23 protein-coding genes are annotated in these 22510 nt (G+C 60.8%); 12 read left to right on the forward strand and 11 right to left on the reverse strand.

All coding sequences use genetic code 11. The features are described 5' to 3' along the window. Positions 1-428: 428 nt before the first annotated feature. From ACA070_RS11725 to ACA070_RS11735, 3 genes are all read left to right on the forward strand, one after another. Positions 429-1763: an acetamidase/formamidase family protein gene (locus ACA070_RS11725; RefSeq protein ID WP_497451247.1), complete on the forward strand. Its 1335-nt coding sequence runs from the start codon at positions 429-431 to the stop codon at positions 1761-1763. Between the two features lie 144 nt (positions 1764-1907). Continuing rightward, positions 1908-2747: an HvfB family MNIO-type RiPP peptide maturase gene (locus ACA070_RS11730; RefSeq protein WP_497451248.1), complete on the forward strand. Its 840-nt coding sequence runs from the start codon at positions 1908-1910 to the stop codon at positions 2745-2747. Further along, positions 2740-3498 (forward strand): HvfC family RiPP maturation protein, encoded by a 759-nt coding sequence (locus ACA070_RS11735; RefSeq protein WP_497451249.1) that lies wholly within the window; start codon positions 2740-2742, stop codon positions 3496-3498. The genes ACA070_RS11730 and ACA070_RS11735 overlap by 8 nt, the downstream gene beginning before the upstream one ends. 143 nt (positions 3499-3641) lie before the next feature. On the opposite strand, the gene ACA070_RS11740 is transcribed toward ACA070_RS11735, so the two are convergent. From ACA070_RS11740 to ACA070_RS11760, 5 genes are all read right to left on the reverse strand, one after another. Then, the gene (locus tag ACA070_RS11740) at positions 3642-4589 is read right to left on the reverse strand and encodes a phosphatidate cytidylyltransferase (protein ID WP_497451250.1); all 948 of its coding nucleotides are present in this window, start codon (positions 4587-4589) and stop codon (positions 3642-3644) included. Continuing rightward, positions 4586-5185, reverse strand: coding sequence for a lysophospholipid acyltransferase family protein (locus tag ACA070_RS11745; protein ID WP_497451251.1), 600 nt, complete (start codon positions 5183-5185; stop codon positions 4586-4588). The genes ACA070_RS11740 and ACA070_RS11745 overlap by 4 nt, the downstream gene beginning before the upstream one ends. Further along, positions 5172-5804 (reverse strand): CDP-alcohol phosphatidyltransferase family protein, encoded by a 633-nt coding sequence (locus ACA070_RS11750; RefSeq protein ID WP_497451252.1) that lies wholly within the window; start codon positions 5802-5804, stop codon positions 5172-5174. Before ACA070_RS11750 ends, ACA070_RS11745 begins: the two co-directional genes overlap by 14 nt. Positions 5805-5994: 190 nt before the next feature. After that, a complete protein-coding gene (locus tag ACA070_RS11755; RefSeq protein WP_497451253.1) occupies positions 5995-7299 on the reverse strand; it encodes an ATP-binding protein in 1305 nt (434 codons plus the stop codon). Continuing rightward, entirely contained in the window at positions 7296-8036 is a 741-nt protein-coding gene (locus tag ACA070_RS11760; protein WP_461958342.1) for a response regulator, read from the reverse strand. The genes ACA070_RS11755 and ACA070_RS11760 overlap by 4 nt, the downstream gene beginning before the upstream one ends. A gap of 306 nt (positions 8037-8342) precedes the next feature. On the opposite strand from ACA070_RS11760, the gene ACA070_RS11765 reads away from it, so the two are divergent. From ACA070_RS11765 to ACA070_RS11775, 3 genes are all read left to right on the forward strand, one after another. Next, positions 8343-8609 carry a DUF2790 domain-containing protein gene (locus ACA070_RS11765; protein ID WP_497451254.1) on the forward strand — a complete coding sequence of 89 codons (267 nt, stop codon included), beginning with the start codon at positions 8343-8345 and terminating at the stop codon, positions 8607-8609. Between the two features lie 49 nt (positions 8610-8658). Beyond that, positions 8659-8871: a hypothetical protein gene (locus tag ACA070_RS11770; RefSeq protein ID WP_497451255.1), complete on the forward strand. Its 213-nt coding sequence runs from the start codon at positions 8659-8661 to the stop codon at positions 8869-8871. A gap of 170 nt (positions 8872-9041) precedes the next feature. Beyond that, positions 9042-10253 carry a cytochrome c biogenesis protein DipZ gene (locus ACA070_RS11775; protein ID WP_462026724.1) on the forward strand — a complete coding sequence of 404 codons (1212 nt, stop codon included), beginning with the start codon at positions 9042-9044 and terminating at the stop codon, positions 10251-10253. A 9-nt stretch (positions 10254-10262) separates the two neighbouring features. Here the strand turns inward: ACA070_RS11775 and ACA070_RS11780 are convergent, their stop codons facing one another. After that, positions 10263-11255 carry an AraC family transcriptional regulator gene (locus ACA070_RS11780; protein WP_497451256.1) on the reverse strand — a complete coding sequence of 331 codons (993 nt, stop codon included), beginning with the start codon at positions 11253-11255 and terminating at the stop codon, positions 10263-10265. Positions 11256-11435: 180 nt separating this feature from the next. Between ACA070_RS11780 and ACA070_RS11785 the strand changes: the two genes are divergently transcribed. Both ACA070_RS11785 and ACA070_RS11790 read left to right on the forward strand, forming a co-directional pair. Then, entirely contained in the window at positions 11436-11705 is a 270-nt protein-coding gene (locus ACA070_RS11785; protein WP_461958347.1) for a DUF4242 domain-containing protein, read from the forward strand. 37 nt (positions 11706-11742) lie between these two features. Further along, on the forward strand, positions 11743-12555 hold the full coding sequence (locus tag ACA070_RS11790; RefSeq protein WP_497451257.1) for a class I SAM-dependent methyltransferase: 813 nt from the start codon (positions 11743-11745) through the stop codon (positions 12553-12555). Positions 12556-12690: 135 nt separating this feature from the next. On the opposite strand, the gene ACA070_RS11795 is transcribed toward ACA070_RS11790, so the two are convergent. The 4 genes from ACA070_RS11795 to pcsA form a co-directional block, all read right to left on the reverse strand. Next, positions 12691-13617 carry a universal stress protein gene (locus ACA070_RS11795; protein WP_497451258.1) on the reverse strand — a complete coding sequence of 309 codons (927 nt, stop codon included), beginning with the start codon at positions 13615-13617 and terminating at the stop codon, positions 12691-12693. Between the two features lie 75 nt (positions 13618-13692). Further along, on the reverse strand, positions 13693-14163 hold the full coding sequence (locus ACA070_RS11800) for a GNAT family N-acetyltransferase (protein WP_497451259.1): 471 nt from the start codon (positions 14161-14163) through the stop codon (positions 13693-13695). Between the two features lie 162 nt (positions 14164-14325). Next, entirely contained in the window at positions 14326-14712 is a 387-nt protein-coding gene (locus ACA070_RS11805; RefSeq protein ID WP_497451260.1) for a DUF488 domain-containing protein, read from the reverse strand. 6 nt (positions 14713-14718) lie between these two features. Beyond that, positions 14719-15441: a phosphatidylcholine synthase gene (gene pcsA / locus ACA070_RS11810; protein ID WP_094471814.1), complete on the reverse strand. Its 723-nt coding sequence runs from the start codon at positions 15439-15441 to the stop codon at positions 14719-14721. 388 nt (positions 15442-15829) lie between these two features. Between pcsA and ACA070_RS11815 the strand changes: the two genes are divergently transcribed. Beyond that, the gene (locus ACA070_RS11815; RefSeq protein ID WP_497451261.1) at positions 15830-16549 is read left to right on the forward strand and encodes a tellurite resistance TerB family protein; all 720 of its coding nucleotides are present in this window, start codon (positions 15830-15832) and stop codon (positions 16547-16549) included. Positions 16550-16718: 169 nt separating this feature from the next. On the opposite strand, the gene ACA070_RS11820 is transcribed toward ACA070_RS11815, so the two are convergent. Then, positions 16719-17165: a cupin domain-containing protein gene (locus tag ACA070_RS11820; protein ID WP_497451262.1), complete on the reverse strand. Its 447-nt coding sequence runs from the start codon at positions 17163-17165 to the stop codon at positions 16719-16721. 192 nt (positions 17166-17357) lie between these two features. Between ACA070_RS11820 and ACA070_RS11825 the strand changes: the two genes are divergently transcribed. Genes ACA070_RS11825 through ligD form a run of 3 tightly spaced genes read left to right on the forward strand, consistent with a single transcriptional unit; the run spans position 17358 to position 22342 of the window. Further along, the gene (locus ACA070_RS11825) at positions 17358-18743 is read left to right on the forward strand and encodes an iron-containing redox enzyme family protein (protein ID WP_497451263.1); all 1386 of its coding nucleotides are present in this window, start codon (positions 17358-17360) and stop codon (positions 18741-18743) included. Positions 18744-18752: 9 nt separating this feature from the next. Continuing rightward, complete coding sequence (locus tag ACA070_RS11830; RefSeq protein WP_497451264.1) at positions 18753-19745, forward strand: methyltransferase; 993 nt, start codon at positions 18753-18755, stop codon at positions 19743-19745. After that, positions 19742-22342 (forward strand): DNA ligase D, encoded by a 2601-nt coding sequence (gene ligD / locus ACA070_RS11835; RefSeq protein ID WP_497451265.1) that lies wholly within the window; start codon positions 19742-19744, stop codon positions 22340-22342. The genes ACA070_RS11830 and ligD overlap by 4 nt, the downstream gene beginning before the upstream one ends. Positions 22343-22510 lie beyond the last annotated feature (168 nt).

Here is a 22510-nt window from a genome sequence, read left to right on the forward strand (position 1 = left end):
GGTGGTCGTGGGAATGAACAGGACGATAAGCCCGTCCTGCGTGCAGTAAGTTTAGTCCGGGGGCTGTGTGTCGCTGCCTGGAGCGACGAAAGCCCATCTCCCAGACACCACTGATCCCCTGTGGGAGCTAGCCTGCTAGCGATGGAGGTCCAGACACCGCGTTCATTCAGACAGCAGGCGTCATCGTTAAGGCCCATCGCTAGCAGGCTAGCTCCCACAGGGTATTGGTGGTGTGTATCGCACTGTATCTAACCGGCATCCCGACACATTCCAGTTCATTCCCCGTCACCGCCGAACACAGACGAGATACAAACCTGCGCTGAACTGTAAAGGCTGTCCAGCGCCCGAAATCCGGGGCTGTCGAGGCACTTTTAGGGTCGTCGCACCAGGCGGCCGTCTTCGCTCGTGACTCCGCCAAGGGAACAATAATGACCACGCTCCTGCCTGAAACCGACCTGAAATCCACTCCCGTCAATCGCCTGCGCGTCGATCAGTACACCAACGGCCTCATCGGCCCCAGCCAACCGATGCTCGGCCCTCTGGCCGACGGCGGCACCCTGATCACCGGCACGCCGCCGGGCTGCTGGGGCCCGATGATTACGCCGGCCTTCGAGGGCGGCCACGAAGTGACGCAACCGGTGGCCATTGCCGGTGCGGAAGTCGGCGATGCGGTGGCGATCAAGATCAAAAGCATGCGCGTCACCTCGCTGGCGACGTCGTCCGGGGTCATGAGCTTCGTGGAGGGGCGCTACAACGGCGACCCGTTCGTTGCCAAATTCTGCTCCAAGTGCGGCACCGATCATCCTGCCAGCCATGTCGAAGGCATTGGTGAAGAGTCGATTCGTTGTAATAACTGTGGCGCCGAGGTCAGCGCGTTTCGCTTCAGCCATGGCTACGTGATCGTGTTCGATGCGCAAAACCAGGTCAGCCTGACGGTCAATCAGGACGTCGCCAACCAACTGGCCGGCAATGCCTCCGAAATGTCGGCGCTGCCCGAGTTCGCGGCCCAGCATTCGATCCTGTCCCTGGCCCGCGCCGACATCCCTGGCGTTGCCGCGCACATGCGGCCGTTCCTCGGCAACATCGGCACCACGCCGTCCCGTGACTTGCCCGATTCGCACAACTGCGCCGACTTCGGCCAATACCTGATCAACGCGCCGCACCGTTTCGGCATGACCCGCGAAGAACTGCACGCGGCCAAGACCGACGGCCACATGGACACCAACTCGATTCGCGAAGGCTGCGTCTTGATCTGCCCGGTGAAAGTGCCGGGGGCCGGTGTGTACATGGGCGACATGCACGCCCAGCAAGGCAACGGCGAGATCGCCGGGCACGCCACCGATTGCTCCGGTGAAACCGAAGTGGTGGTGGAAGTGGTGAAAAACCTCACGCTCGAAGGGCCGATCCTCCTGCAAAACCTCGACGATCTGCCACCAATGGCCCGGCCAATGAATGCCGAACAGCGGCAGAAAGTCCGTGAGCTGGGTGAGCGCTGGGGCCAGACCGAGATCGAGCAGAGCGGCCCGATCACCTTTATCGGCAGCGGCGAGAACCTCAACGGGGCGGTGGAGAACGGCTTGAAGCGCGCCGCTTCGGTCACCGGCCTGCCGTATGACGAAGTGCTCAACCGCGCGACCATCACTGGCTCGATCGACATCAGCCGCTTGCCGGGCACCGTCCGCGTGACCTTCTTGTGCCCGATGAACGTGCTTGATCGCATCGGCATCGGCCATCTGGTGCGCGAGAAATACGACCTGGCGTAACGCCTGCCGAAGGGTCTGTATCGAAGTGTGTACAGACCCGCCGGCGATACAACCGCCGCGATTTACCGCCGGACCGGAACACAACCCCGATACAGCACCTCGGTTAACTGTGATTCCGTACTGGCAACCCTTGAGACCGACATCATGCAGACCCCCATCACCTCAGCGAAAGCGACCGTCGGGCTTGGCCTGCGTCGCGGTTTAATGAAAGACGTTCAGGCCGCCCGTACCGGCGATTTCGACTTTCTGGAAGTCGCGCCGGAAAACTGGATCGGCATCGGCGGCGCCCATGGTCATGCGTTGCGCGCCCTGGCCGAGCGTTTTCCGATGTCCTGTCACGGCTTGTCCCTGTCGTTGGGTGGACCGTCGCCGCTGGATGTCGGGTTTCTCCAGGAAGTCCGCGTGTTCCTCGATCAATACAACGTGCCGCTGTACAGCGAGCACCTGAGTTATTGCAGCGATGACGGTCACCTCTACGACCTGTTGCCGCTGCCGTTTACCGAAGAAGCGGTGCATCACGTGGCCGCGCGAATTCGCCAGGCGCAGGACATCCTCGGTCGGCGCCTGGCGGTGGAAAACGTGTCCTACTACGCCGCGCCCCAGCAGGACATGGACGAAGTGACCTTCACCAACGCGGTCCTGCGTGAAGCCGATTGCGACCTGTTGCTGGACGTCAACAATGTCTACGTCAACTCGATCAACCACGGGTTCGATCCGCAGACCTTCCTGGCGGGCATCGATGTGGGTCGGGTGGTGGCGATGCACGTGGCCGGGCACTTCGATGAGTCCGATACGTTGAAAATCGACACCCATGGCGCGTCGGTGAAACCGGTGGTCTGGTCGATGCTGGCGCAAGCTTACGCCCGGTTTGGCGCGCAACCGACGTTGCTGGAGCGGGATTTCAACTTCCCGGCGTTCTCTGAACTGGTGGCGGAATTGCAGACCATTCGCCGTTTGCAGGCCGAGGGGGTGAGCCGTGGATAAGCCAAGTCTGCATCATCAGCAATCCACCCTGGGCTTGTACCTGCGCGATCCCGATCACTGCGCGCCGCCGGCCGGGATGGATGTGGCGCGGGCCCAGGTTTACCGCGACCTGATTTTCGCGAATCTGTCGGCGCTGCTCAGCGGGACCTTTCCGGTGCTGATTAAAATTCTCGGTGATGAGCACTGGCGCTCGCTGGTGCGAATCTTCCTGCGGGACTACCGCGCGCGCACGCCGAAATTCGGTGAAATTGCCAAGGAGTTTGTCGAGTTCCTTGCCTCGGAGCCGCAAGCGTTGAGCGAGGGCGTGTGGCCGCCGTTCATGGTGGAGCTGGCGCATTACGAGTGGGTCGAGATGGCATTGCAGCAATCCGAGGCTGAGCCGTTACCGGCCAGCGATGCCAGGTTGTTGCTGGATCGGCCGTTGCAGGTGTCGCCGCTGGCCTGGCCATTGGCGTATGCGTGGCCAGTGCAGTTGGTGGGGCCGGATCATCAGCCAGAAGAACCACCGGCACAGCTGACGTTATTGTTGGTGCGTCGGGCCGAGGATTGGAGTGTGAAATTTTCCGAGCTGAGCCCGTTGGCGTGGCGGTTGTTGCAGCGGATCGAGGAATTTCCCGAGCTGGATGGGCGCGCGCAGCTGGAAGGGTTGGCGGGGGAGGCGGGGGCTGCTGGGTCGCCAGAGTTTATAGCGAGTGGCACGGCGTTGCTGCGGCAGATGCACAGTGAAGGGGTGGTCGGCACAACCGCCTGACCCACCACAATCCCCTAAACACCCCACTTACCACTGTGGGAGCGAGCCTGCTCGCGATGGCGGAGTATCAGCCAACAGGAATGTTGGATATGCCGGCCTCATCGCGAGCAGGCTCGCTCCCACAGGGTCAAGTGGTGTCTATTTTATGGGGCGGAGAAGAAATACCGCGTCAGGTGAAAGAAGATCGGCGCCGCAAAGCAAATCGAGTCCATCCGATCAAGCATGCCGCCATGACCTTTAATCATGGTCCCCCAGTCCTTCGCGCTGAGGCTGCGTTTAATGGCGGACATGACCAAGCCACCCAGAAAACCCATCACCACAATCACAAACGACATCATCAATGACTGCCAAAAACTGAACGGCGTCATCCAGAACATGCACCCGCCAATCAGCGCCGCAGACAGGCCGCCACCGACCAATCCTTCTACTGTTTTCGACGGACTCACCAGCGGTGCAACCTTGTGCTTGCCGAAGAGTTTCCCGAACACGTACTGCAACACGTCACTCAACTGAACGACGAACACCAGATAAAAAAGCAGCAGCGCGTTCTGTCCCTTGAAGCCTTCCAGGTCCAGCAGCAACAGGGCAGGCGCGTGGCTGATGCAATAAACGCAAATCATCACCCCCCACTGAATCTTGGCCGCCCGTTCCAGGAAGGCGTCGGTGTCCTGACTCAGCACCGCAATCGCCGGCAACAGCAGGAAGGCGTACACCGGAATCAACAGCGTGAACAGCGAATACCAGTGCGTACCGATCAGTACGTATTGCAGCGGGATCAGAATGAAGAACGCCGAAAACAGCGCGTTATGGTCGCCAGGCCGGGTCGGCGTCAGGGTGATGAATTCCCGGAGTGCGAACAGGGAAATGAAGCCGAACAGAATGACCGTCGCGTTCCCGCCCAGCAGGTAGGACACGAAAAAGATGATGACCATGCCCCACCAGGCATTTACGCGCTGATTGAGGTTTTCGATGGTCGAGATCGAGCCTTCTGTTTTGGCGCGCTTGGCCAGTATCCGGCCGATGATCGAAGCGATTGCCAACAGGGCGGCAATGGCGCCGAAGAACCACAAAAACTTTTCATCAAGATTCATTCCGACAACCTCACAATCGCTTCACGCGCCCGATCCAGAAACACCTGTTTTTCCTCACCACTGATCCGTGGCAGCGGGTCGCCGATACGGATCGTGCAGATGATGGGCAGTGGGACGTGTTTGCCTTTTGGCATGGAGCGATGCAGGTTTTCCAGGTAAATGGGCACCAGATCAACCTCGGGGAACGTCTCGGCCAAGCGGAACAGCCCCGATTTGAAAGGGCCGGGTAACGCCTCGGTGCCGCGCGTGCCTTCCGGAAAGATGATGATCGAATGGCCGGCGCGCACCACATCAAAAATCGGCTCCAGCACGTTGACGCCGGGTGCCGGGTTACGATCGATCAGCACCGCGTTCAGGCCTTTCTGCGAGATGTACGACAGAAACCGGTTCTTCCCCCAGTAGTCAGCCGCGGCGACCGGTTTCACGTTTACCCGGGCTTCCGGTGGCAGGGCGGCGATGATTGCCAGGGTGTCCATGTGACTGGAGTGGTTGGCAAAGTAGATGCGCTGGCGTGTCAGGTCCGGCGGGCTTTCCCATCGGGCCGTGACGCCGATGACGAATCGAAGAACAGAAATCAGCGCGTTACTGATCCACATGGTGATTCCCCTTCAGCTGGCGAGAGATGGCCAGTGTTCGCGTGACGCAGGTCGCGGCGGATCCGGCGGCGATGATGACCAGCGCGATCAACAGCGCATAGTGGGTGCCATAAACCGTGGCTTCGACGGCATTCAACACAAGGCTTGCGGTCATCACGGCCATTCGATGCTGCTTGGCCATGGGTCCGATGAAGCTCTGCTTCAGGCCAATCGAGCCGCCGAACACCCTGACATACGCCGTCAGTGCAGCGGCCAACGCAGCAAACCAGCCAAGATCGGCGTAGCCGATGGCATACCCCAGCGCGACGATCAGCAGACTGTCGGCAATGCGGTCGGGGAATTCGTTGTAAAGGCTGCCGATGTCGGATTTCTTGCCGCCCTCGATCGCTACCATCCCGTCGAAGAGGTTGCACAGCAGACGCAGCTGAATGCCGACGGCGCAGAGGATCGAGCCGATGAGTCCGTTATCGATATACAGCGCCACCGCCCCGGCGAGCGCGAAGGCGATGCTGGCAACGGAGATCTGATTGGGGGAGATGTCTCTTTTCACCAGGAGGTCGGTGATGTGTTTTGCCCAGCCCGCAGAACGCGTCTTGATGGGCCTTCGGTTGTCATCCATTTGCCAATATCCATATAAGTGTCGGTTGCTATCGGGTGCGCCGTACCGGCGCGCAGCGCGATAGTGTCCGACAATATAGAGGCTTTCCTTCGCCTTTGGGGTTTCTGTAGGAGCGAGGCTTGCCCGCGAAGAACGGTAACTCGGTTTTCAAGTGGAACCGCGTGACGGCCTTCGCGGGCAAGCCTCGCTCCTACAGAGAGCGTACGGGCAGCTTCAACTCCGCATACAACCCGCCACCCTCACGATTGCTCAACGTCAGCGATCCCCCGAGCGCCAACGCCAATTGCTGCGCAATCGCCAGCCCCAGACCGGTGCCGCCGGTGCTGCGGTTGCGTGAATTCTCTACCCGATAAAACGGTTCCATCACGTGGGCCAGTTCCTCTTCGGCAATGCCCGGTCCTCGATCCATGACTTTCACCGAGAGGCTGCCGTTTCTCGCTTCCACCTTCAATTCAGCGGCCCCGGCGAACTTCAGTGCGTTATCCGTCAGGTTCACCAGGATCCGCCGCAAGGCATGCGGCCGGATATCGATCACCGCGCCACATTTGCCACTGAGCTGCACGTCTTTGCCCACGTCCTGATAGTCAAACACCAGGCTGTCGAGGAACGAATCCAGGTCGGTGCGACGATTTTCTTCGGTGGCGCCGTGAACGCTGCGGGCATACGCAACGCCTTCGCGCACCAGATGCTCCATCTCGCCGAGGTCGTTCCACAGTTTGTCTTTTTCGTTGGAGTCGTCCATGAATTCGGCGCGCAGTTTCATGCGGGTGATCGGGGTTTGCAGGTCGTGGGAAATCGCTGCCAGCAGTTGCATGCGCTCCTTCAGGTACGCGGCGATGCGCGCCTGCATCGAATTGAAGGCGATGGCGGCATGGGCGACTTCGGTCGGGCCTTTTTCGTCCAGGTGCACCGCGTGGGTGTTGGGATCAAGGTTGTCCACCGCCTCGGCAAGGCGGGTGAGGGGGCGGATGGCGATTCGCACGGCCAGCCAGGTGCAGAGAATCATCAGCGCCAACTGGCCCAGCAAGACGATGGGCAACCACGGCGACAACGGTATCATCGATGGCCTCACGTCGATGGTCACCGGGCTGCCGTCCGCGAGTTTCAGGTGAACTTGAAAGTGTTTCTGCTCGCCGGGAATGTCAGTCACGGTCATCGGGTAATCCTTGCCGATGGCGTCTTTGATCGATGTCATCGCGATGGGCGTATCGCTCATGGCCACGCCCGGTGAACCTTCGTCCAGCAAATAACGATAGTTGCGGCGGTTCAGTTGTTGCAGCCAGCTCATGCGCTCTTCGGCCGGCAAGCGGTCGAGGATCGCGATGGAGGTCGAGACGTCGGTTTCCAGGTTGCCGAGCATGGTGTTTTTCGCGCTTTCGTAACGCTCGTAATACTGCGCGCCGAAGGACAACGCCTGGGCCAGGATCAGGCCGATCAGAAAGATCAGCGACAACCGTGAGGCGAGGGTGCGTGGCCAACGCAGCGAAAGGTTCATGAGGGCGCACCGAGTACTTCCACCGGCAGGGAAAACACATAGCCCTCACTGCGCACGGTTTTGATGTAGGCCGGTTCGCGGGCATCGTCCAGCAAGCGCTGGCGCAAGCGACTCACCAGCAAGTCGATGGAGCGGTCAAACAGATCGGCGTCGCGGCCTTGGGTCAGGTTGAGCAGCTGGTCGCGATTGAGCACCCGCTGAGGGTGATCGAGGAACACCCGCAGCAATCGGTATTCCGCGCCGCTGAGGGCGACCATGGTGCCGTCTTCATCCAGCAAGTGCCGGGCCGAAGTGTCCAGGCGCCAGCGCCCGAACGCCAGCAGGCGACCGCTTTCGGTGACCACCAGGTTCGGCGGCAGCATCCGCGTGCGGCGCAGCACGGCGTTGATTCGTGCCAGCAGTTCACGGGCGGCGAAGGGCTTGACCAGGTAATCGTCGGCGCCCATTTCCAGGCCGATGATGCGGTCGGTTTCGTCGTTGCGGGCGGTGAGCATCAGCACCGGCGTGGCCTTGTGTTTGCCGGCGCGCAACTCGCGGCAGAGCATCAGGCCATCGTCGCCCGGCATCATGATGTCGAGCACGATCAGGTCCACTGGCGTGGAGTCAAGGAAGGTACGCATCTGACGCCCGTCGGCGACAACCGTGGTGCGCAGGCCGTTCTTCTTGAGGTAGTTGCCTACCAGTTCCCGGATCTCGCGGTCATCGTCCACGATGAGAATGTGATCGACGTGTTCCATGGGGCCAAGCCTCTATCAATGGGGGATGTTGCGCAGTCTATCGAGCCTTGGCCCGCTCGCCCGCCCCCCTTTGTATTGCAGTGTATCTGGCGTAGCGGCGGATACACACAAACGTAAAAATGCGGTTTTCCAGCGGTTTTGTATCGCTCTGTATCAGGGGCCGACTTTGATACGTACCGATTTACACGCGGCTGTTTTCGACACAGACGAGATACCTCGCGAGCTTCTAATAGGTTCCATCGAGGCAAACCAGAACGCCTCGGCTCAATTGAACGACCTACCCATTGAAGCCTTGAGGAAATCACCATGAACACTAAAGCCATCTACGCCGCTTGTCTGTTTGCCGCCCTGAACATCTGCACCTTGTCGGCCCGCGCCGAAGCCGCCGATGTCAGCGCCAAAACCTACACCTACGGAAGCCACCTGGACATCAAGAAAGTGGTGTCGTTGAAAGAAGACGCCGCGCCTGCCTGCGGGATTGTGAATGCCCAGCTGACCTACCTCGATTCCCAGCACAAAACCCAGGTGCTGGATTACCGCAAGTTTGCTGACGGCTGCAGCGCGGACAACTGAGTCCTTCGCTGACCGATTGCCAACCCCCCTTTGAAACAGGAAGAACACCATGAAAAACGTCACCCGCTTTTTGACCGCTGTTGCTTTTTCCGTAGCCGGCGCGGCTGCCCATGCCAATGCCGCTGTTGAACAGAAAAGCTGTGGCAGTGCGACCTGCTTCCAACTTACGCCGGTGGCGGAGCAGAGCGGTCACGCCTTCCTGGCCCAGGACGGTGCAAGCCGTACGCCGCAGGGCCAGCAGCTGGATAACCAGACGGCCTGAAGTCCGAACACTGTTTTGTGAACACCACATTCCAGTGTGGGAGTGAGCCTGCTCGCGATGGCGGTGTGCCAGATAACACAGATGTCGACTGACACTCCGCTATCGCGAGCGGGCTCACTCCTACAGGGGATGGGTGGTGTGTCGTCCCTCTCTATTTCAAGGTGATTACCATGTTTCTCATCGCTTTCCTGGGCGGCATATTGACCGTCCTCAGCCCTTGCATCCTCCCGGTCGTGCCGTTCCTGTTCGCCGGGGTCAAACGCACGCGTTCCTCCATCCTGCTCACCCTTGGCGGCATGGTCCTGACCTTCGCCCTGATCTCCAGCCTGGCCGTGGTCAGCAGTGAATGGGTGGTGCAAGCCAACAACACCGGTCGCCACGTCGCGCTCTTCGTGATGGGGTTGTTTGCTCTGTCGCTGATTTCCGCCCGTGTTGGTGACTGGATGGCCCGGCCGTTCGTGGCGCTGGGCAATCGCCTCGACCCCGACACCCGCAAAATGTCCGGCCCGCTGGGTTCGGTCATGATCGGCGTGGCCACGGGTCTGCTCTGGGCGCCGTGCGCCGGACCGATCCTCGGGGTGATCCTCACTGGCGCCATGCTGCAAGGCGCCAACGCCCAGACCAGCCTGTTGCTGCTGGCGTACGGCCTGGGCAGCGCGTTGTCCCTGGGCACCTTGATCTTCTTCGGTCGCGGCCTGGTCAATCGTTTGAAAGTGTCGATCCCGGTCACCGGTTGGCTGCGTCGTGGTGCAGGTGTAGCTGTTTTGGCCACCGTTGCGGTGATTTCCACCGGTGCTGATAGAAACCTGCTCGCCGGTACTTCATCCGAAGGCGTCAGCAGCCTCGAGAAAGGTGTGCTGGAAACCGTACCGAAAGTCGTCGATTACTTCGTCAGCAAGGTCAAGGCAGACTCGTCCATGGACAACGCCCAAGGCGCCATGCCGTCGCTGTCCGGTGCGGTCCAATGGCTCAACTCGCCAGCGCTGAGCAATGACTCGCTCAAAGGCAAAGTGGTGCTGGTGGATTTCTGGACCTACGACTGCATCAACTGCCAGCACACCTTGCCGTACGTGAAGGACTGGGCGAAGAAATACGAGAAGGATGGCCTGGTGGTCGTCGGTGTCCACACCCCTGAATACGGTTACGAGCGCATCATCGACAACGTCAAGGATCAGGTCAAAGAACTCGGCATTACCTACCCGGTGGCCATCGACAACAACTACGCGATCTGGCGCGCCTTCGACAACCAGTACTGGCCCGCTCACTACCTGATCGACGCCAAGGGCCAGGTGCGTTACACCCACTTCGGTGAAGGCGCCTACGAAACCCAGGAGAAAATGATTCAGCAACTGCTGGAAGAGGCCAAGGCACCTGCCGCGTAACCCTCGACATCAATGGCTCACTGGCTGCGCGCCGTGGGCCATTGGTTTTTTCTCCTGATTGCGCCGCCACGCCGCCGGTGGTGCGCCGTACTCTCGACGAAAGGCCCGGCTGAACGCCGTGTCGGTCTGGTAGCCCACCTCTTCGGCAATCCGCAGCAACGAGCTGTTACTGCTGCGTAACAGATTGGCCGCCAGCAACATCCGCCACTGCGTCAGGTACTGCATCGGCGAACTCCCCACCAATTGCGCAAAGCGTTCCGCCAGCACCGACCTTGATGTGCCGGCGGTCTTCGCCAGTTCATCCAGGGTCCAGGCGTGACAGGGTTGTTTGTGCAACGCGTTGAGAGCGGCGCCGACGATCCGGTCGCCCACACCCGCCAGCCAACCGGTCCGGCCTTCACCGTGCTCGTTCATGTACAGACGCAGCACTTCGATGAACAACACCTCGGCCAGTTTCGCCAGTACACCTTCACCGCCAGGCCTGGGCGAGCGCGCTTCGGCCAGGGCATAACGAACCGAAGATTCCAGCCAGATACCGGCATTCGAGCCGCGCACATTGACCCGGACCACGGCCGGCAACCCCGTCAGCAACATGCCCGCCAGCCGCGTATCGCACGCCAGATAGCCGCACACCAGACGCGTAACCGCGCCGCCACCGCCGTAACTCAGTTGCCGGGGACGGCGCGCCAGCACCACGTCCAGGCGCTTGCCGGTGACCGGCGTCAGTCCCGGTTGAGAGCTCATGCGATGGGCGTCGCCCTGAGGGAACACCACCACATCGCCGGCCGTCAGCCTCAGCGGCGGATCGTTGCCCATCTCGACATAGCACTCGCCTTCGGTGATCAAGTGAAAGATCACCACTCGCTCGGCGCCGGGCTCCAGGAACGGTGCCGCGGTGTCGGCGCTGGGCGACTGGTAGCACCAGGGCGCAGTGAACCTGGCATTGATGAAAATCGCACCGACCAGGCGGACGACGCGCAGGGTTTGGGACAGGGCGTCCATGGTGGTTTCCCGTGCGGAGGGCTTTCTGATTGTGAGCGCGTCTGCGCCAAAGGTGAATTCTCCGGACGATCGGGCAGTGTTGCCCGACGATCGGGCAGGACGCAGGCGTGCGGCAGGGCGATAGTTTGCCTACAGGGCCACTGCCGACCCTGTCATCCATAATAAGAATGAGAGGTTGCCATGCCGAAGTTCGTTATAGAGCGCGAGATTCCAGGTGCTGGAACACTGTCAGAAAGGGATTTGAAAGCCGCTTCGCAAAAGTCCTGCCGGGCGTTGCGCGAGTTGCCGGAGGTGCAGTGGCTTCAGAGTTATGTCACGGGCGACAAGTTGTACTGCGTGTACATCTCGCCCAGCGAAGCGCTGATTCAGGAGCACGCCCGGCAGAGCGGTTTCCCGGCCAACCGCATTTCTCAAGTCATGAACATCATCGATCCGACCACGGCGGAGTAAGCCGGGGCAGCGTTTCAACCTGTACGGAGCAGAGTTAATGAGTACACCCATTGATCTCACTGCCTTGAAGAACCGCCAGATGGCCTCCTGGGCCAGCGGCGACTATGCCGTGATCGGCACCACCCTGCAGATTGTCGGCGAGCAACTGGCCGAAGCCTGTGACCTGCTCTGCGACGAGCGTGTGCTGGACGTCGCCGCCGGCAATGGCAATGCGACGCTGGCCGCCGCACGCCGTGGCTGCAACGTCACTTCCACTGACTATGTCGCGGCGCTGCTGGAACGCGGCGAAGACCGGGCCCGGGCAGAACGCCTGGAGGTGACCTTCCAGGTCGCCGATGCCGAGGCGCTGCCGTTCGAAGATGCGAGCTTCGATGCGGTGCTCTCGACCTTCGGTGTGATGTTTACGCCGGACCAAGCCAAAGCGGCTTCGGAACTGGCGCGGGTCTGTCGCCCTGGCGGCCGCATTGGCCTGGCCAACTGGACGCCGGAAGGCTTTGTCGGCCAGATGTTCAAGACCCTGGGCCGTCATCTGCCGCCACCGGCAGGCGCGCAACCGCCTTCAAACTGGGGAACCGAAGCCTGGTTGCACACGCACTTCGATGAGCGCGACTTCCAGGTCCAGGTGACGCGTCGCACCTTCAACTTCCGTTATCGCTCGGCGGCGCACTTCATTGACACCTTCCGCACCTGGTACGGCCCGGTTCACAAGGCCTTCGCGGCGCTGCCTCCGGAGAGTGGCCAGGCCTTGGAAAGCGACCTGAGCGGACTGATCAACAAGATGAACCGGGCGGGAGAGAAGTCGCTGGTGGTGCCGAGTGAATACCTGGAGGTCGTCATCACCCGGCGCTGACCAGACACCACAAAACCCCTGTAGGAGCGAGGCTTGCCCGCGAAGACGGAGTGTCAGGCAACATATTTATCGACTGACACTCCGTCTTCGCGGGCAAGCCTCGCTCCTACAGGGATTGTGGTGTTTTCAGTAGGGTCACTCATCCACCCGCTCGGTGTACACCACCCACACACTGCACGGCATTTTGTACAGCAGATGCTCCACCGTGCTGCCGATCAACCGGCCCAGACCGCGATGACCCACCCGCCCCATGACAATCACGTCGACGTCATAGGCGTCGGCGTAACGGGTCAGAACCTTGGCCGGGTTGCCCATGATCATGTGGCGTTGCTCGGGCGCAATGCCGTTGCGCTCGGCCAAGTCGTTGAAGGCGTCTTCCTGGTAGTCGAACAGGGTCTTGGCCTTGCCGGAATTGAAAAACGCCGAACCGTTGTCGAAGCCGAATTCGTCGGCGCTGATGGATGAAAGGTCGTAGGCGTAGACCACATCCAGCTCGGCGTTACAGGCACTGGCCAGTTTCGCCGCTTCATGAAGGATCCGGTCGTTGAACGTTTTGTAGTGATCATCGCGATGGAAAGGGTCGACCGCCGCGACGATCCTGCGGGGCAGGGCGTGAACGGCATGGCTGACGAAATGCAGCGGCACCGGGCATTCGCGCAGCAGATGAACGTCGAGGGGAGTAAACATCAGCCGCGACAGCAGCGATTCGTGCTCAAGGGCCTTGATCAGCACGTCCATCGGCTGCTCTTTGAGGTGAATCAGGATTTCTTCCAGCGGGCGCTCGACCCACGCGACTTCAGTGGTGACGTGCACGCCGATCTTGCGCAAGGGACGGGCTTGTTCCTCAAGCCACAGGCGGTGTCGATCGACGTAGCCCAGACGCATCTGCTCCAGGGCCTTTTCGTTGACCAGGCTGGCGGTGGCCAGGCCTTCCAGGTAATCGAAAGCCACGATGTGCAACGCCGCGTCTTCGGCCTTGGCCAGCGCCGCAGCCCTGTCGAAGGCGGGGCTGTGCTCCATCAATGGCGAGGCGACCAGCATGAAGCGTGATTGACCAGACATGGCAAACCTCCCGTGGGTGAACGAAGAGACAGTGATCATTCAATAGCCATTCAATCCCTTAAGTATTGACCATGATCAACGTCCCGTCCGGCGGTCTGGCAGGTGCAGTTCCATGATGATGGTGCGCTCGGCACCGTGGAATTCGTCGCGGACTTTTCGAAAACCCAGCTTGGAGTAGAAGGCTTCTGCGGTGATGGAGGAGGGAACGCGCAAGACTTCGATTTTCGCCTCGGTGGCGAGGGTTTCGATCATTGCCATCAATTGCCGGCCGAGGCCCGCTTTTTGGTGTCCGGGGTCGACAAACACGCTGCGCACCACATCGCGATCAAGGCTGGCGGTGGCTACTACGCAGCGATCGATAGTTGCGACAAGGACCTGGCGTTGGCTCAACAACGCGCGAACGGATTCGATGGAAAAGCTCTTTTCCACCTGCGCGATGATGTCGGGGGAGTAGTCCAGGGCATTTGATTGGCGCAGAGACTGGATGATGACCTGGCTGATGGCGGCCGCGTCTGACGGGGTGGTGGGCCTTATTTGCGGTTTCATAGTGCTACCTCAGTCCTTTGAAAACACCAATCCCCCTGTGGGAGCGAGCCGGCTCCGGGCGGCGTTCCGACGATGGCTGAATGTCAGTCGACATCTACATCGGCTGGAAAGCAGTCATCGTCGGAACGCCGCCCGGAGCCGGCTCGCTCCCACAGGGAATGATCATGTAATCCGGGCGCCCCGTGCTTCCAGCAGTTCGCGTAATACGGAACGATGGCAATGCGCTTCTTCCTCGCAATAACACCCAACCGCCAGCGAGGTTTGATGGGAGAGGGCAGCCAGCAGATCCAGCAACTGATTGGACGCGGGATGGTTCATTTCAGCCTTGAATTTGCGTCGGAACGCCTCCCAGGCTTTCTCATTCTCGGCCGCTTTCGCTTCTGCAACCAACTCGGTACTCGGCGAAAGCAACGGCTGCCACACATCATAAAAATCCCGACTGGCAAACTCGGCCTTCGGCACCCCGCGAGGCGGGCGGCGCACCGTGCCGATCCGCAGCCCCTCATCGGGCGTGCGGGGTGAGCCGAGTCGTACGATATGGATGGCCATGCCGGGTTACTTGTGACGCGATCCGTCAAACCACTCCATGGCGGTGCGCCAGATACAGATCCCCAGGAAGTAAGCCGACATCAGCAGCCAAAGGCCCATCACCATCGGGTTGATGACCGGATGGTTGACCACCAGCGACAAGCTGCACAGCAACCAGATGGCGGTCACGGCGATGTTGATCGGCATGAACTTGCGCACACGGAACGGGTGCAGGAATTTCATTCGCGTCACGGTCAACAAGGCCAGGCCGATGACGGTCAGGAAGGTAATCCACGGTGACGGGGCGATGATGTACAGGCACAGGGCAACCACGTTCCACGCGGCGGGGAAGCCCTGGAAGTAGTTATCCTTGCTTTTCATGTTGACGTTGCAGAAACAAAACAACGACGAGACCAGAATCAGCGACACGGTCAGCAGTAGCGTGTAGTCCGGCAACGGGATGTAGCGATAGATGAACAGCGCGGGGATGAACACATACGTCAGGTAGTCGATCACCAGATCGAGGATCGACCCATCGAAGCTCGGCAGCACCGACTGCACATTGACCTTGCGCGCCAGGGCACCGTCCAGTCCATCGACGATCAGGGCCACGCCCAGCCACAGCAGGCAGTTGGTGGCCTGGTTCTCCAGCAAGGCGAGGGTGGCGAGGAAGGCAGTGACCACGCCGGTGGCGGTAAAACCATGGGCGCCCCATGCTTTGAGCCTGGCGATGTGTAGGGTGGATATCACGGGGGCGTTCTCCAGAAAGTGAAGCAAGCCAGTCATCACCCTCATCATCAAGGGCGGCGGCAAACCATTTTGGTTGCAGGTATCGACCGAAAATCGGGGAATAAGGTTCACCGTGTGTAAATCTTAGCTGGGCCGGCAAGAAATACTCCGGATTAATCCGTACCGATGTTCACTTAAATCAGGCACACCTGCTTTTGTGGCGAGGGAGCTTGCTCCCGCTGGGCTGCGTAGCGGCCCCAAAAAAATGTGACAACAATACCGGTTTTTGTGAGTGCTACGCACTCAAGCGGGAGCAAGCTCCCTCGCCACAGGCCAAACGGTGGTGGCGCATTTAGTAGCGAGGACTATTGTTGCCTGACCGGTCACTCCAATCGATGAGGACGTCGTCATGAACACCAGCGATTTGCTCGAACAACTCCTGCGGGGCCAAGGCTCCGGGATGCGACAGGGTGGCGGATCCGCTCAGGGAGGCATCGGCGGCGGCCTTGGCGGATTGCTGGGCGGCCTGTTGGGCGGTGGCGCCGGCTCAAGCGCGGGTGGTGGCGGATTGGGTGGTTTGCTCGGTGGTCTGCTGGGCGGCGGTTCACCCATGGGCGGCGCGACCCGGACTCGCTCGGGTGGCGGCACCAACTACGCGGCCCTGGCGTCGCTCGGGATGATGGCATTCCAGGCGTATCAGGCGTGGCAACGCAGTCAGGCTGCTGCGCCGCAACAGGCACCGCGCACCGTGGATCTTTTATCCGGCCCGGAAGTCGAGGACCACAGCCATGCAGTCCTGCGCGCATTAATAGCTGCAGCGAAGGCCGATGGCCGGATCGACGATTCCGAGAAGCAGATGATCAGCACCGAAATCGGCCGCCATACCGATGACCCGGAACTGCAGCAATGGCTGGATGACGAAGTTGCCCGGCCGCTGGACGCTGCCGATGTGGCGCAGTCGGCGACAGATCCAGGCATGGCGGCGGAGATGTACCTGGCCAGTGTGATGCTGGTGGACGATCAGCAGGATGCCGAGCGCAACTATCTGGATGAACTGGCCGCGGCGCTAAAAATCGATCCGGAGCTGCAAGTGCATCTGGAGCAGCAGGCCAAGGGGGGTGTTGCTTAAGTGATGTAACGCCGAACACCGACTTTGTAGCAGCTGCCGAGCAGCGCGAGGCTGCGTTCGGCGACGAAGTCGTCGTAAAACCTGCGCATGCGGTCATCCTGGTGCACCGCGCGGCCTGATTTCACGACGACTTCGTCGCCGAACGCAGCCTCGCGCTGCTCGGCAGCTGCTACAAGTTCGGCGGTGCTTTGGGGACCAGGAAAATAACCCCGTGCGCTTCGGCAATCTCCAGTATCCGCGGCAAATCCTCCGGCACCCTTAATTGATCCACCGCCGCAAAAAACTGCCCGCCACGCGGATCAGACACCACGCCAATCATCTTCGCGGTAGGGCTGATGTTCTTGTACGCATGGATGGAACCCCCGGGAATATGCACGTATCCCCCGGCGGAGACGGTGGTGGACTTGCCCGCCACGGTCACTTCGACCTGGCCGTCGACCACGTAAAACGCCTCGTCCCACGGATGAAAGTGCAGCGGCGGCCCACCGCCCTGCACGCCTTCCTGGATATGCATTTCAAAGGGTTTGCTCAGATCGCCGCCCGCGAGGATGGTGATTGCCTCGCCCACGACGTTCACCGGCGCCGGCGATTGCTCGATGACGTGCACCGTTCGCATGATTGCTCTCCGAAGATGAGTAAACACCCGCTGAGTATATGCCTGGCGCGTCAGATGGACGCCGCACCACAGGCCCGTCCGTCAGGGCAATTTCAACGCCGATTGAATTTTTTTCCGGGCAAATCGCTCTTCTGAAGTAGAGACGCGTTGATTCAGCGTCCTGCCACTGGCCTCAGACCGAGAGATGCGCCCATGACTGCCCTGACACGACTTGAATCGCGGCCCGCCCACGAACACCCGATCCCGGCCGCCGGGAGCCTGAAACAGGCCTATGAACAACTGCTGCTTGGCGATGATCCCGAGCAACGGCGCGCCCTCGCCCGAACCTTTCTCGAGGCGCAGCTCGAACACGCCACCAACCTGCCGCAGGACATGCCGAATGACCTGTCGGCCCTGCAATCTTTCGTCGAACAGCACAGCGTCGATGTCGCGGGCCAATACGCCGAATACCTGAAACAACGCAAGGAAGGCGGGCCCCGGCAATTCTTCACCAACAAGTCGCACGCACTGTTTTTCCTGCAAGCCGTGGCCCCGACCAAACTGGTCGACGGTGCGTGGCTGTATGGCCTGTTGCGTCACTGGCGCGACCCGCGTTTCGAAGGGCTGATTTGCACCTATCTGGAGGAGTTGGGCGACGGCAACCCGGCACAGAATCATGTGGTGATCTACCGAAAATTGCTCGCCGAACATGGCTTGCAGGACACCGGGGTGATTGCCGACGAGCACTACCTGCAAGGCGCGATACAACTGGCGCTGGGCGAATCCGCCGACGAGTTTCTGCCTGAGGTGATCGGCTACAACCTTGGCTACGAACAACTGCCGTTGCATCTGCTGATCAGCGCCTATGAGCTCAGCGAACTGGGCATCGATCCGTACTACTTCACCCTGCATGTGACCATCGACAATGCCAGCACCGGCCACGCGCACAAAGCCGTGCAGTCGGTGCTGCAACTGCTGCCGGTGGAAGGCGACCGCGAAGACTTTCTGCGCCGGGTCGCGTTGGGTTATCGGCTTAATGATCTGGGGCAGGGCAGTCGCGCGATCATCGAATCGTTCGACCTCGATGCCGAGTTGCTCAACATGCTTGAGCGCAAGCGCCCGTTCGGCCAGCACATGCATTCCGACTATTGCCGTTTCGAAGGCAAGACCGTCAACCAATGGCTATCGGCGCCAGAGCAGCTGCCAGGTTTCCTCGCCGCCCTGGAAAACAAAGGCTGGATCAAACGTCAGCAGGATCCTCAAGCCAGCCGTTTCTGGCAGTTGATCGAGGGGGACGGTGCCGCCATGTTCGGCGTGTTCAGCCCCTATGAAAAACAGCTGCTGCACGACTGGATCGCCGGCGACTGGACACCTGAGCGCTCGGCCACAGCGGTTCGCCGGGGCACAAGTGTCGCGACAGAACCGCCGGTACCCGAAAACGACCCGGATATCCAGAGCCTGCAAACCGCGTTGGCCGGACTCGCCGCACACGAGCAGATGCAGGCGTTGATCCCGTGGCTGTCGGCCCATCGCCATTCCCATCCGGCCGGCCTGATGGCCACGCGGCAGTTCATCGAACTCAAATCCAGCTTGCGATAGGAGCACTGCATGAATCAGGAAGAGCAACTGGACGCTGCCGATCTGGCCTTGGTGCAACTGGGGCGCCGTTTGCAGGCCGATGGCTATCGGTTTATCACCCCTACGCCGCTTACCCACCGGCGGGTGAATGACCGGGCCTTCGGGCAGAGCGCCAGGACCCTGCGCGATGTGTTCGGCTGGTCGCGTTCATTTGAACCAGGCCTGCTGTCGACGGATGAGCAGCGGCAGTTGCAGCAAGCGGGCGTCCTTCAAGAAAGCAACGGCCGACTGAAAAGCCGTGTGCGCTGGTCCAGCCTGGATGATCTGCTGTTCGTGCACTCGGGGTTCCCCACCGATGCGGCGGATGCGGTGTTCTTCGGCCCGGACACTTACCGCTTCGCGCAGTTGATTCATGCGCATCTGCAACAAACCTTCGCGCCGATCAGACGCGCCGTGGACATTGGGTGCGGCGCAGGTGTCGGGGCGATTGTGATTGCCCGCGCACGCCATGAGGCCGAAGTGCTGGCCGTCGATATCAACCCGGCAGCGCTGCGGCTGACGGCAGTCAACGCAGCGCTTGCCGAAGTCACTAACGTCACCGTCGAGGCCAGCGATGTGCTGCAGGACGTTGACGGCAATTTCGACTTGATCGTCGCCAATCCACCGTACATGGCCGACCCCGCTGAGCGTGCTTATCGCCATGGCGGCGGCGAGTTGGGCGCGCAATTGTCGTTGCGCATTGTCGAGCAAGCGTTGTATCGACTGGCGCCCGGTGGCTCTTTGGTGCTGTACACCGGAGTGGCGATGATCGATGGCCAGGATCCGTTTCTCGAGGCGCTGACCCCGCGCCTTGAGTCGTCGATGTTCGGCTGGACCTATCGCGAACTCGATCCCGATGTGTTTGGTGAAGAGTTGCTGACCCCAGGCTATCAACGGGTGGAGCGGATTGCCGTCGTGGCCTTGATCGTCACGCGCATCGGTCCCGGCATTGGGGGAAGCGTTGAGCCAGCAGGTGCGCCATGAGCAAGAATCTGGACGACTACAACCGCATGCGCGATTTCTCGGCGACCTCTGAACCCGCCGCGAAACGCTCGGGCAAGAAAACCGCGAAAGACCATGCCTTGCAGTTCTGTATTCAGAAGCATGATGCCTCGCGGTTGCACTATGACTTTCGCCTGGAACTCGACGGTGCCTTGAAGAGTTGGGCCGTGCCGAAAGGCCCTTCGCTGGACCCCAAGGTCAAGCGCCTGGCGGTCCACGTTGAAGACCATCCGATCGACTACGCCACGTTCGAGGGCAACATCCCCGAAGGGCATTATGGCGCCGGCGATGTGATTGTCTGGGATCGGGGCGTGTGGATCCCCCAGGAAGATCCGGCCAAGGCCTATGCCAAGGGCAAGCTCAAGTTCGAGCTGCAAGGCGAGAAACTCGGCGGCCTGTGGAACCTGGTGCGCACGCACATGCCGGGCAAGCAGGAGCAGTGGTTTCTGATCAAGCATCAGGACGGCGCGGCGAAACCTGAAAGCGATTACGACGTGGTCGTCGCCGAGCCAGACAGCGTGCTCAGTGACCGGACCATCCTCCCCAAAAAGGCGAAGACTGCAGGCAAACCCAAACCGGTGAAGAAGCCGGCGCGCAAGGTCGCGCCTAAAGCACAGTCAGCGCAACTCACCGGGGCTCATAAAGCCAAACTGCCCGACCAGCTCAAACCCGAACTGGCGACGCTGGTGGAAAAAGCCCCGCAGGGCGAGTGGAGCTATGAGATCAAGTTCGACGGCTACCGGATCATGGCCCGCATCGACCATGACGAGGTGAAACTCTTTACCCGCAACGGCCACGACTGGACCCACAAACTGCCGAAACAGGCCGAGGCACTGGCCTCTCTGGGCCTCGAATCCGCCTGGCTCGACGGTGAAATGGTGGTGGCCGACGAGCAGGGCGTGCCGGACTTTCAGGCGCTGCAAAATGCTTTCGAATCCAACCGCAGCGGCAACATCGTTTACTACCTGTTCGACATGCCTTACCTCAATGGCGTCGACCTGCGCGAGGTGCCGGTCGAGGAGCGACGGGTCGCGCTGGCGACGGTGCTCAAACCCAATAAGGATCCGCTGCTGCGCTTCTCCGACGCGTTCGGCGAAGAACCGGAAGCCTTGCTCAACAGCGCCTGCCAGATGCAAATGGAAGGGTTGATCGGCAAGCGCTTGGGCTCGCCTTACGTGTCCCGGCGCAGCAGTGACTGGATCAAGCTCAAGTGCAAGCATCGGCAGGAATTCGTCGTGGTCGGCTATACCGATCCCAAAGGTGCGCGCAATGCTTTCGGTGCGTTGCTGCTGGGCCTGCATGACCGTGACAGCGGCGAGTTGCGCTACGCCGGCAAGGTCGGCACCGGTTTCAACGAGACCACGCTCAAGCACATTTACGAACAGCTGAAACCGTTGCTGGCGAAAAAGCCCGCGGTGGTTAATCCGCCCACGGGTTTTGAAGCCAAAGGCGTGCATTGGCTCAAACCGGTTTTGCTCGCAGAAGTCGCGTTCGCCGAGATGACCAAGGATGGCTCGGTGCGCCACGCGGTGTTCCATGGGCTGCGCGATGACAAACCCGCCGAAGACATCACCGAGGAGCGTCCGAAAGCCGTGAAAGCCGAGACCACCAAAAAAGCCGCCGCTGCCAAACCGGCCGCCGCGGCGAAAGAGAAGCCTGCCAAGGCAGCGCCCGCGCCCTCACAAATCGGCCTGGGTGCGGGCAAGGTGCGCATCACTCACCCGGATCGGGTGATCGACGCCAGCAGCGGCACCACCAAAGTGCAACTGGCGGAGTATTACGCCAGCGTCGCCGAATGGATTTTGCCCGAGCTCAAGGACCGGCCAGTGGCGCTGGTGCGCGCCCCGGACGGCATCGCCGGCGAACTGTTCTTTCAGAAGAACGCCGAGCGCCTGGCCATTCCCGGGATCACCACTCTGGACAAGGAACTCACCGGCCAACCGGTGATGATCATCAACAACGCCGAAGCGTTGATTGGCGCTGTGCAGATGAGCACCGTGGAGCTGCACACCTGGAACGCCACCTCGGACAACCTCGATAAACCTGACCGCTTCGTCCTCGACCTCGACCCGGATCCGGCGCTGCCGTGGAAAAGCATGGTCGAGGCGACCCAACTGACCCTGTCGGTGCTCGATGAACTCGGGCTCAAGGCCTTCCTCAAGACCAGCGGCGGCAAAGGGATTCACCTGGTGGTGCCGCTGACTCGCAAGCTCGGTTGGGATGAGGTGAAGGACTTCAGCCATGCGATTGTCAGCCACATGGTCAAGTTGCTGCCGGAGCGTTTTTCCGCGGTGTCGGGACCGAAAAATCGGGTCGGGCGCATCTTCATCGATTACCTGCGCAATGGCTTGGGCGCCACGACCATTTGCACCTACGCCGCGCGTACCCGCGAAGGGATGCCGGTGTCGGTGCCAGTCTTTCGGGATGAGGTGGCCGAATTGAAGGGAGGTAATCAGTGGAACATTCACAACGTGCACGAGCGCCTGGCCGAAGTGGGTGACGAGCCCTGGGCGGACCTGAAGAAAACCCGGCAAGCGATCACCGCCGACATGCGTCGGCGGGTCGGCATGAAAAAATAACCCTGATTAGCCGTAACCTTGTAGCAGCTGCCGAGCAGCGCGAGGCTGCGTTCGGCGACGCAGTCGTCGTGAAATCAGGCCGCGCGGTGTATCAGGATGGGCGCATGCGCAGGTTTTACGACGACTTCGTCGCCGAACGCAGCCTCGCGCTGCTCGGCAGCTGCTACA

It is taken from the genome of Pseudomonas sp. LBUM1678 (assembly GCF_059695575.1).

Excerpts from the sequence above, each read along its gene's own strand:
- ACA070_RS11725 (WP_497451247.1), top strand. The coding sequence starts at position 429 with ATGACCACGCTCCTGCCTGAAACCGACCTGAAATCCACTCCCGTCAAT.
- ACA070_RS11730 (WP_497451248.1), top strand. The coding sequence starts at position 1,908 with ATGCAGACCCCCATCACCTCAGCGAAAGCGACCGTCGGGCTTGGCCTG.
- ACA070_RS11740 (WP_497451250.1), bottom strand. The coding sequence starts at position 4,589 with ATGAATCTTGATGAAAAGTTTTTGTGGTTCTTCGGCGCCATTGCCGCC.
- ACA070_RS11745 (WP_497451251.1), bottom strand. The coding sequence starts at position 5,185 with ATGTGGATCAGTAACGCGCTGATTTCTGTTCTTCGATTCGTCATCGGC.
- ACA070_RS11750 (WP_497451252.1), bottom strand. The coding sequence starts at position 5,804 with ATGGATGACAACCGAAGGCCCATCAAGACGCGTTCTGCGGGCTGGGCA.
- ACA070_RS11755 (WP_497451253.1), bottom strand. The coding sequence starts at position 7,299 with ATGAACCTTTCGCTGCGTTGGCCACGCACCCTCGCCTCACGGTTGTCG.
- ACA070_RS11760 (WP_461958342.1), bottom strand. The coding sequence starts at position 8,036 with ATGGAACACGTCGATCACATTCTCATCGTGGACGATGACCGCGAGATC.
- ACA070_RS11765 (WP_497451254.1), top strand. The coding sequence starts at position 8,343 with ATGAACACTAAAGCCATCTACGCCGCTTGTCTGTTTGCCGCCCTGAAC.
- ACA070_RS11770 (WP_497451255.1), top strand. The coding sequence starts at position 8,659 with ATGAAAAACGTCACCCGCTTTTTGACCGCTGTTGCTTTTTCCGTAGCC.
- ACA070_RS11775 (WP_462026724.1), top strand. The coding sequence starts at position 9,042 with ATGTTTCTCATCGCTTTCCTGGGCGGCATATTGACCGTCCTCAGCCCT.
- ACA070_RS11780 (WP_497451256.1), bottom strand. The coding sequence starts at position 11,255 with ATGGACGCCCTGTCCCAAACCCTGCGCGTCGTCCGCCTGGTCGGTGCG.
- ACA070_RS11785 (WP_461958347.1), top strand. The coding sequence starts at position 11,436 with ATGCCGAAGTTCGTTATAGAGCGCGAGATTCCAGGTGCTGGAACACTG.
- ACA070_RS11790 (WP_497451257.1), top strand. The coding sequence starts at position 11,743 with ATGAGTACACCCATTGATCTCACTGCCTTGAAGAACCGCCAGATGGCC.
- ACA070_RS11795 (WP_497451258.1), bottom strand. The coding sequence starts at position 13,617 with ATGTCTGGTCAATCACGCTTCATGCTGGTCGCCTCGCCATTGATGGAG.
- ACA070_RS11800 (WP_497451259.1), bottom strand. The coding sequence starts at position 14,163 with ATGAAACCGCAAATAAGGCCCACCACCCCGTCAGACGCGGCCGCCATC.
- ACA070_RS11805 (WP_497451260.1), bottom strand. The coding sequence starts at position 14,712 with ATGGCCATCCATATCGTACGACTCGGCTCACCCCGCACGCCCGATGAG.
- ACA070_RS11815 (WP_497451261.1), top strand. The coding sequence starts at position 15,830 with ATGAACACCAGCGATTTGCTCGAACAACTCCTGCGGGGCCAAGGCTCC.
- ACA070_RS11820 (WP_497451262.1), bottom strand. The coding sequence starts at position 17,165 with ATGCGAACGGTGCACGTCATCGAGCAATCGCCGGCGCCGGTGAACGTC.
- ACA070_RS11825 (WP_497451263.1), top strand. The coding sequence starts at position 17,358 with ATGACTGCCCTGACACGACTTGAATCGCGGCCCGCCCACGAACACCCG.
- ACA070_RS11830 (WP_497451264.1), top strand. The coding sequence starts at position 18,753 with ATGAATCAGGAAGAGCAACTGGACGCTGCCGATCTGGCCTTGGTGCAA.
- ligD (WP_497451265.1), top strand. The coding sequence starts at position 19,742 with ATGAGCAAGAATCTGGACGACTACAACCGCATGCGCGATTTCTCGGCG.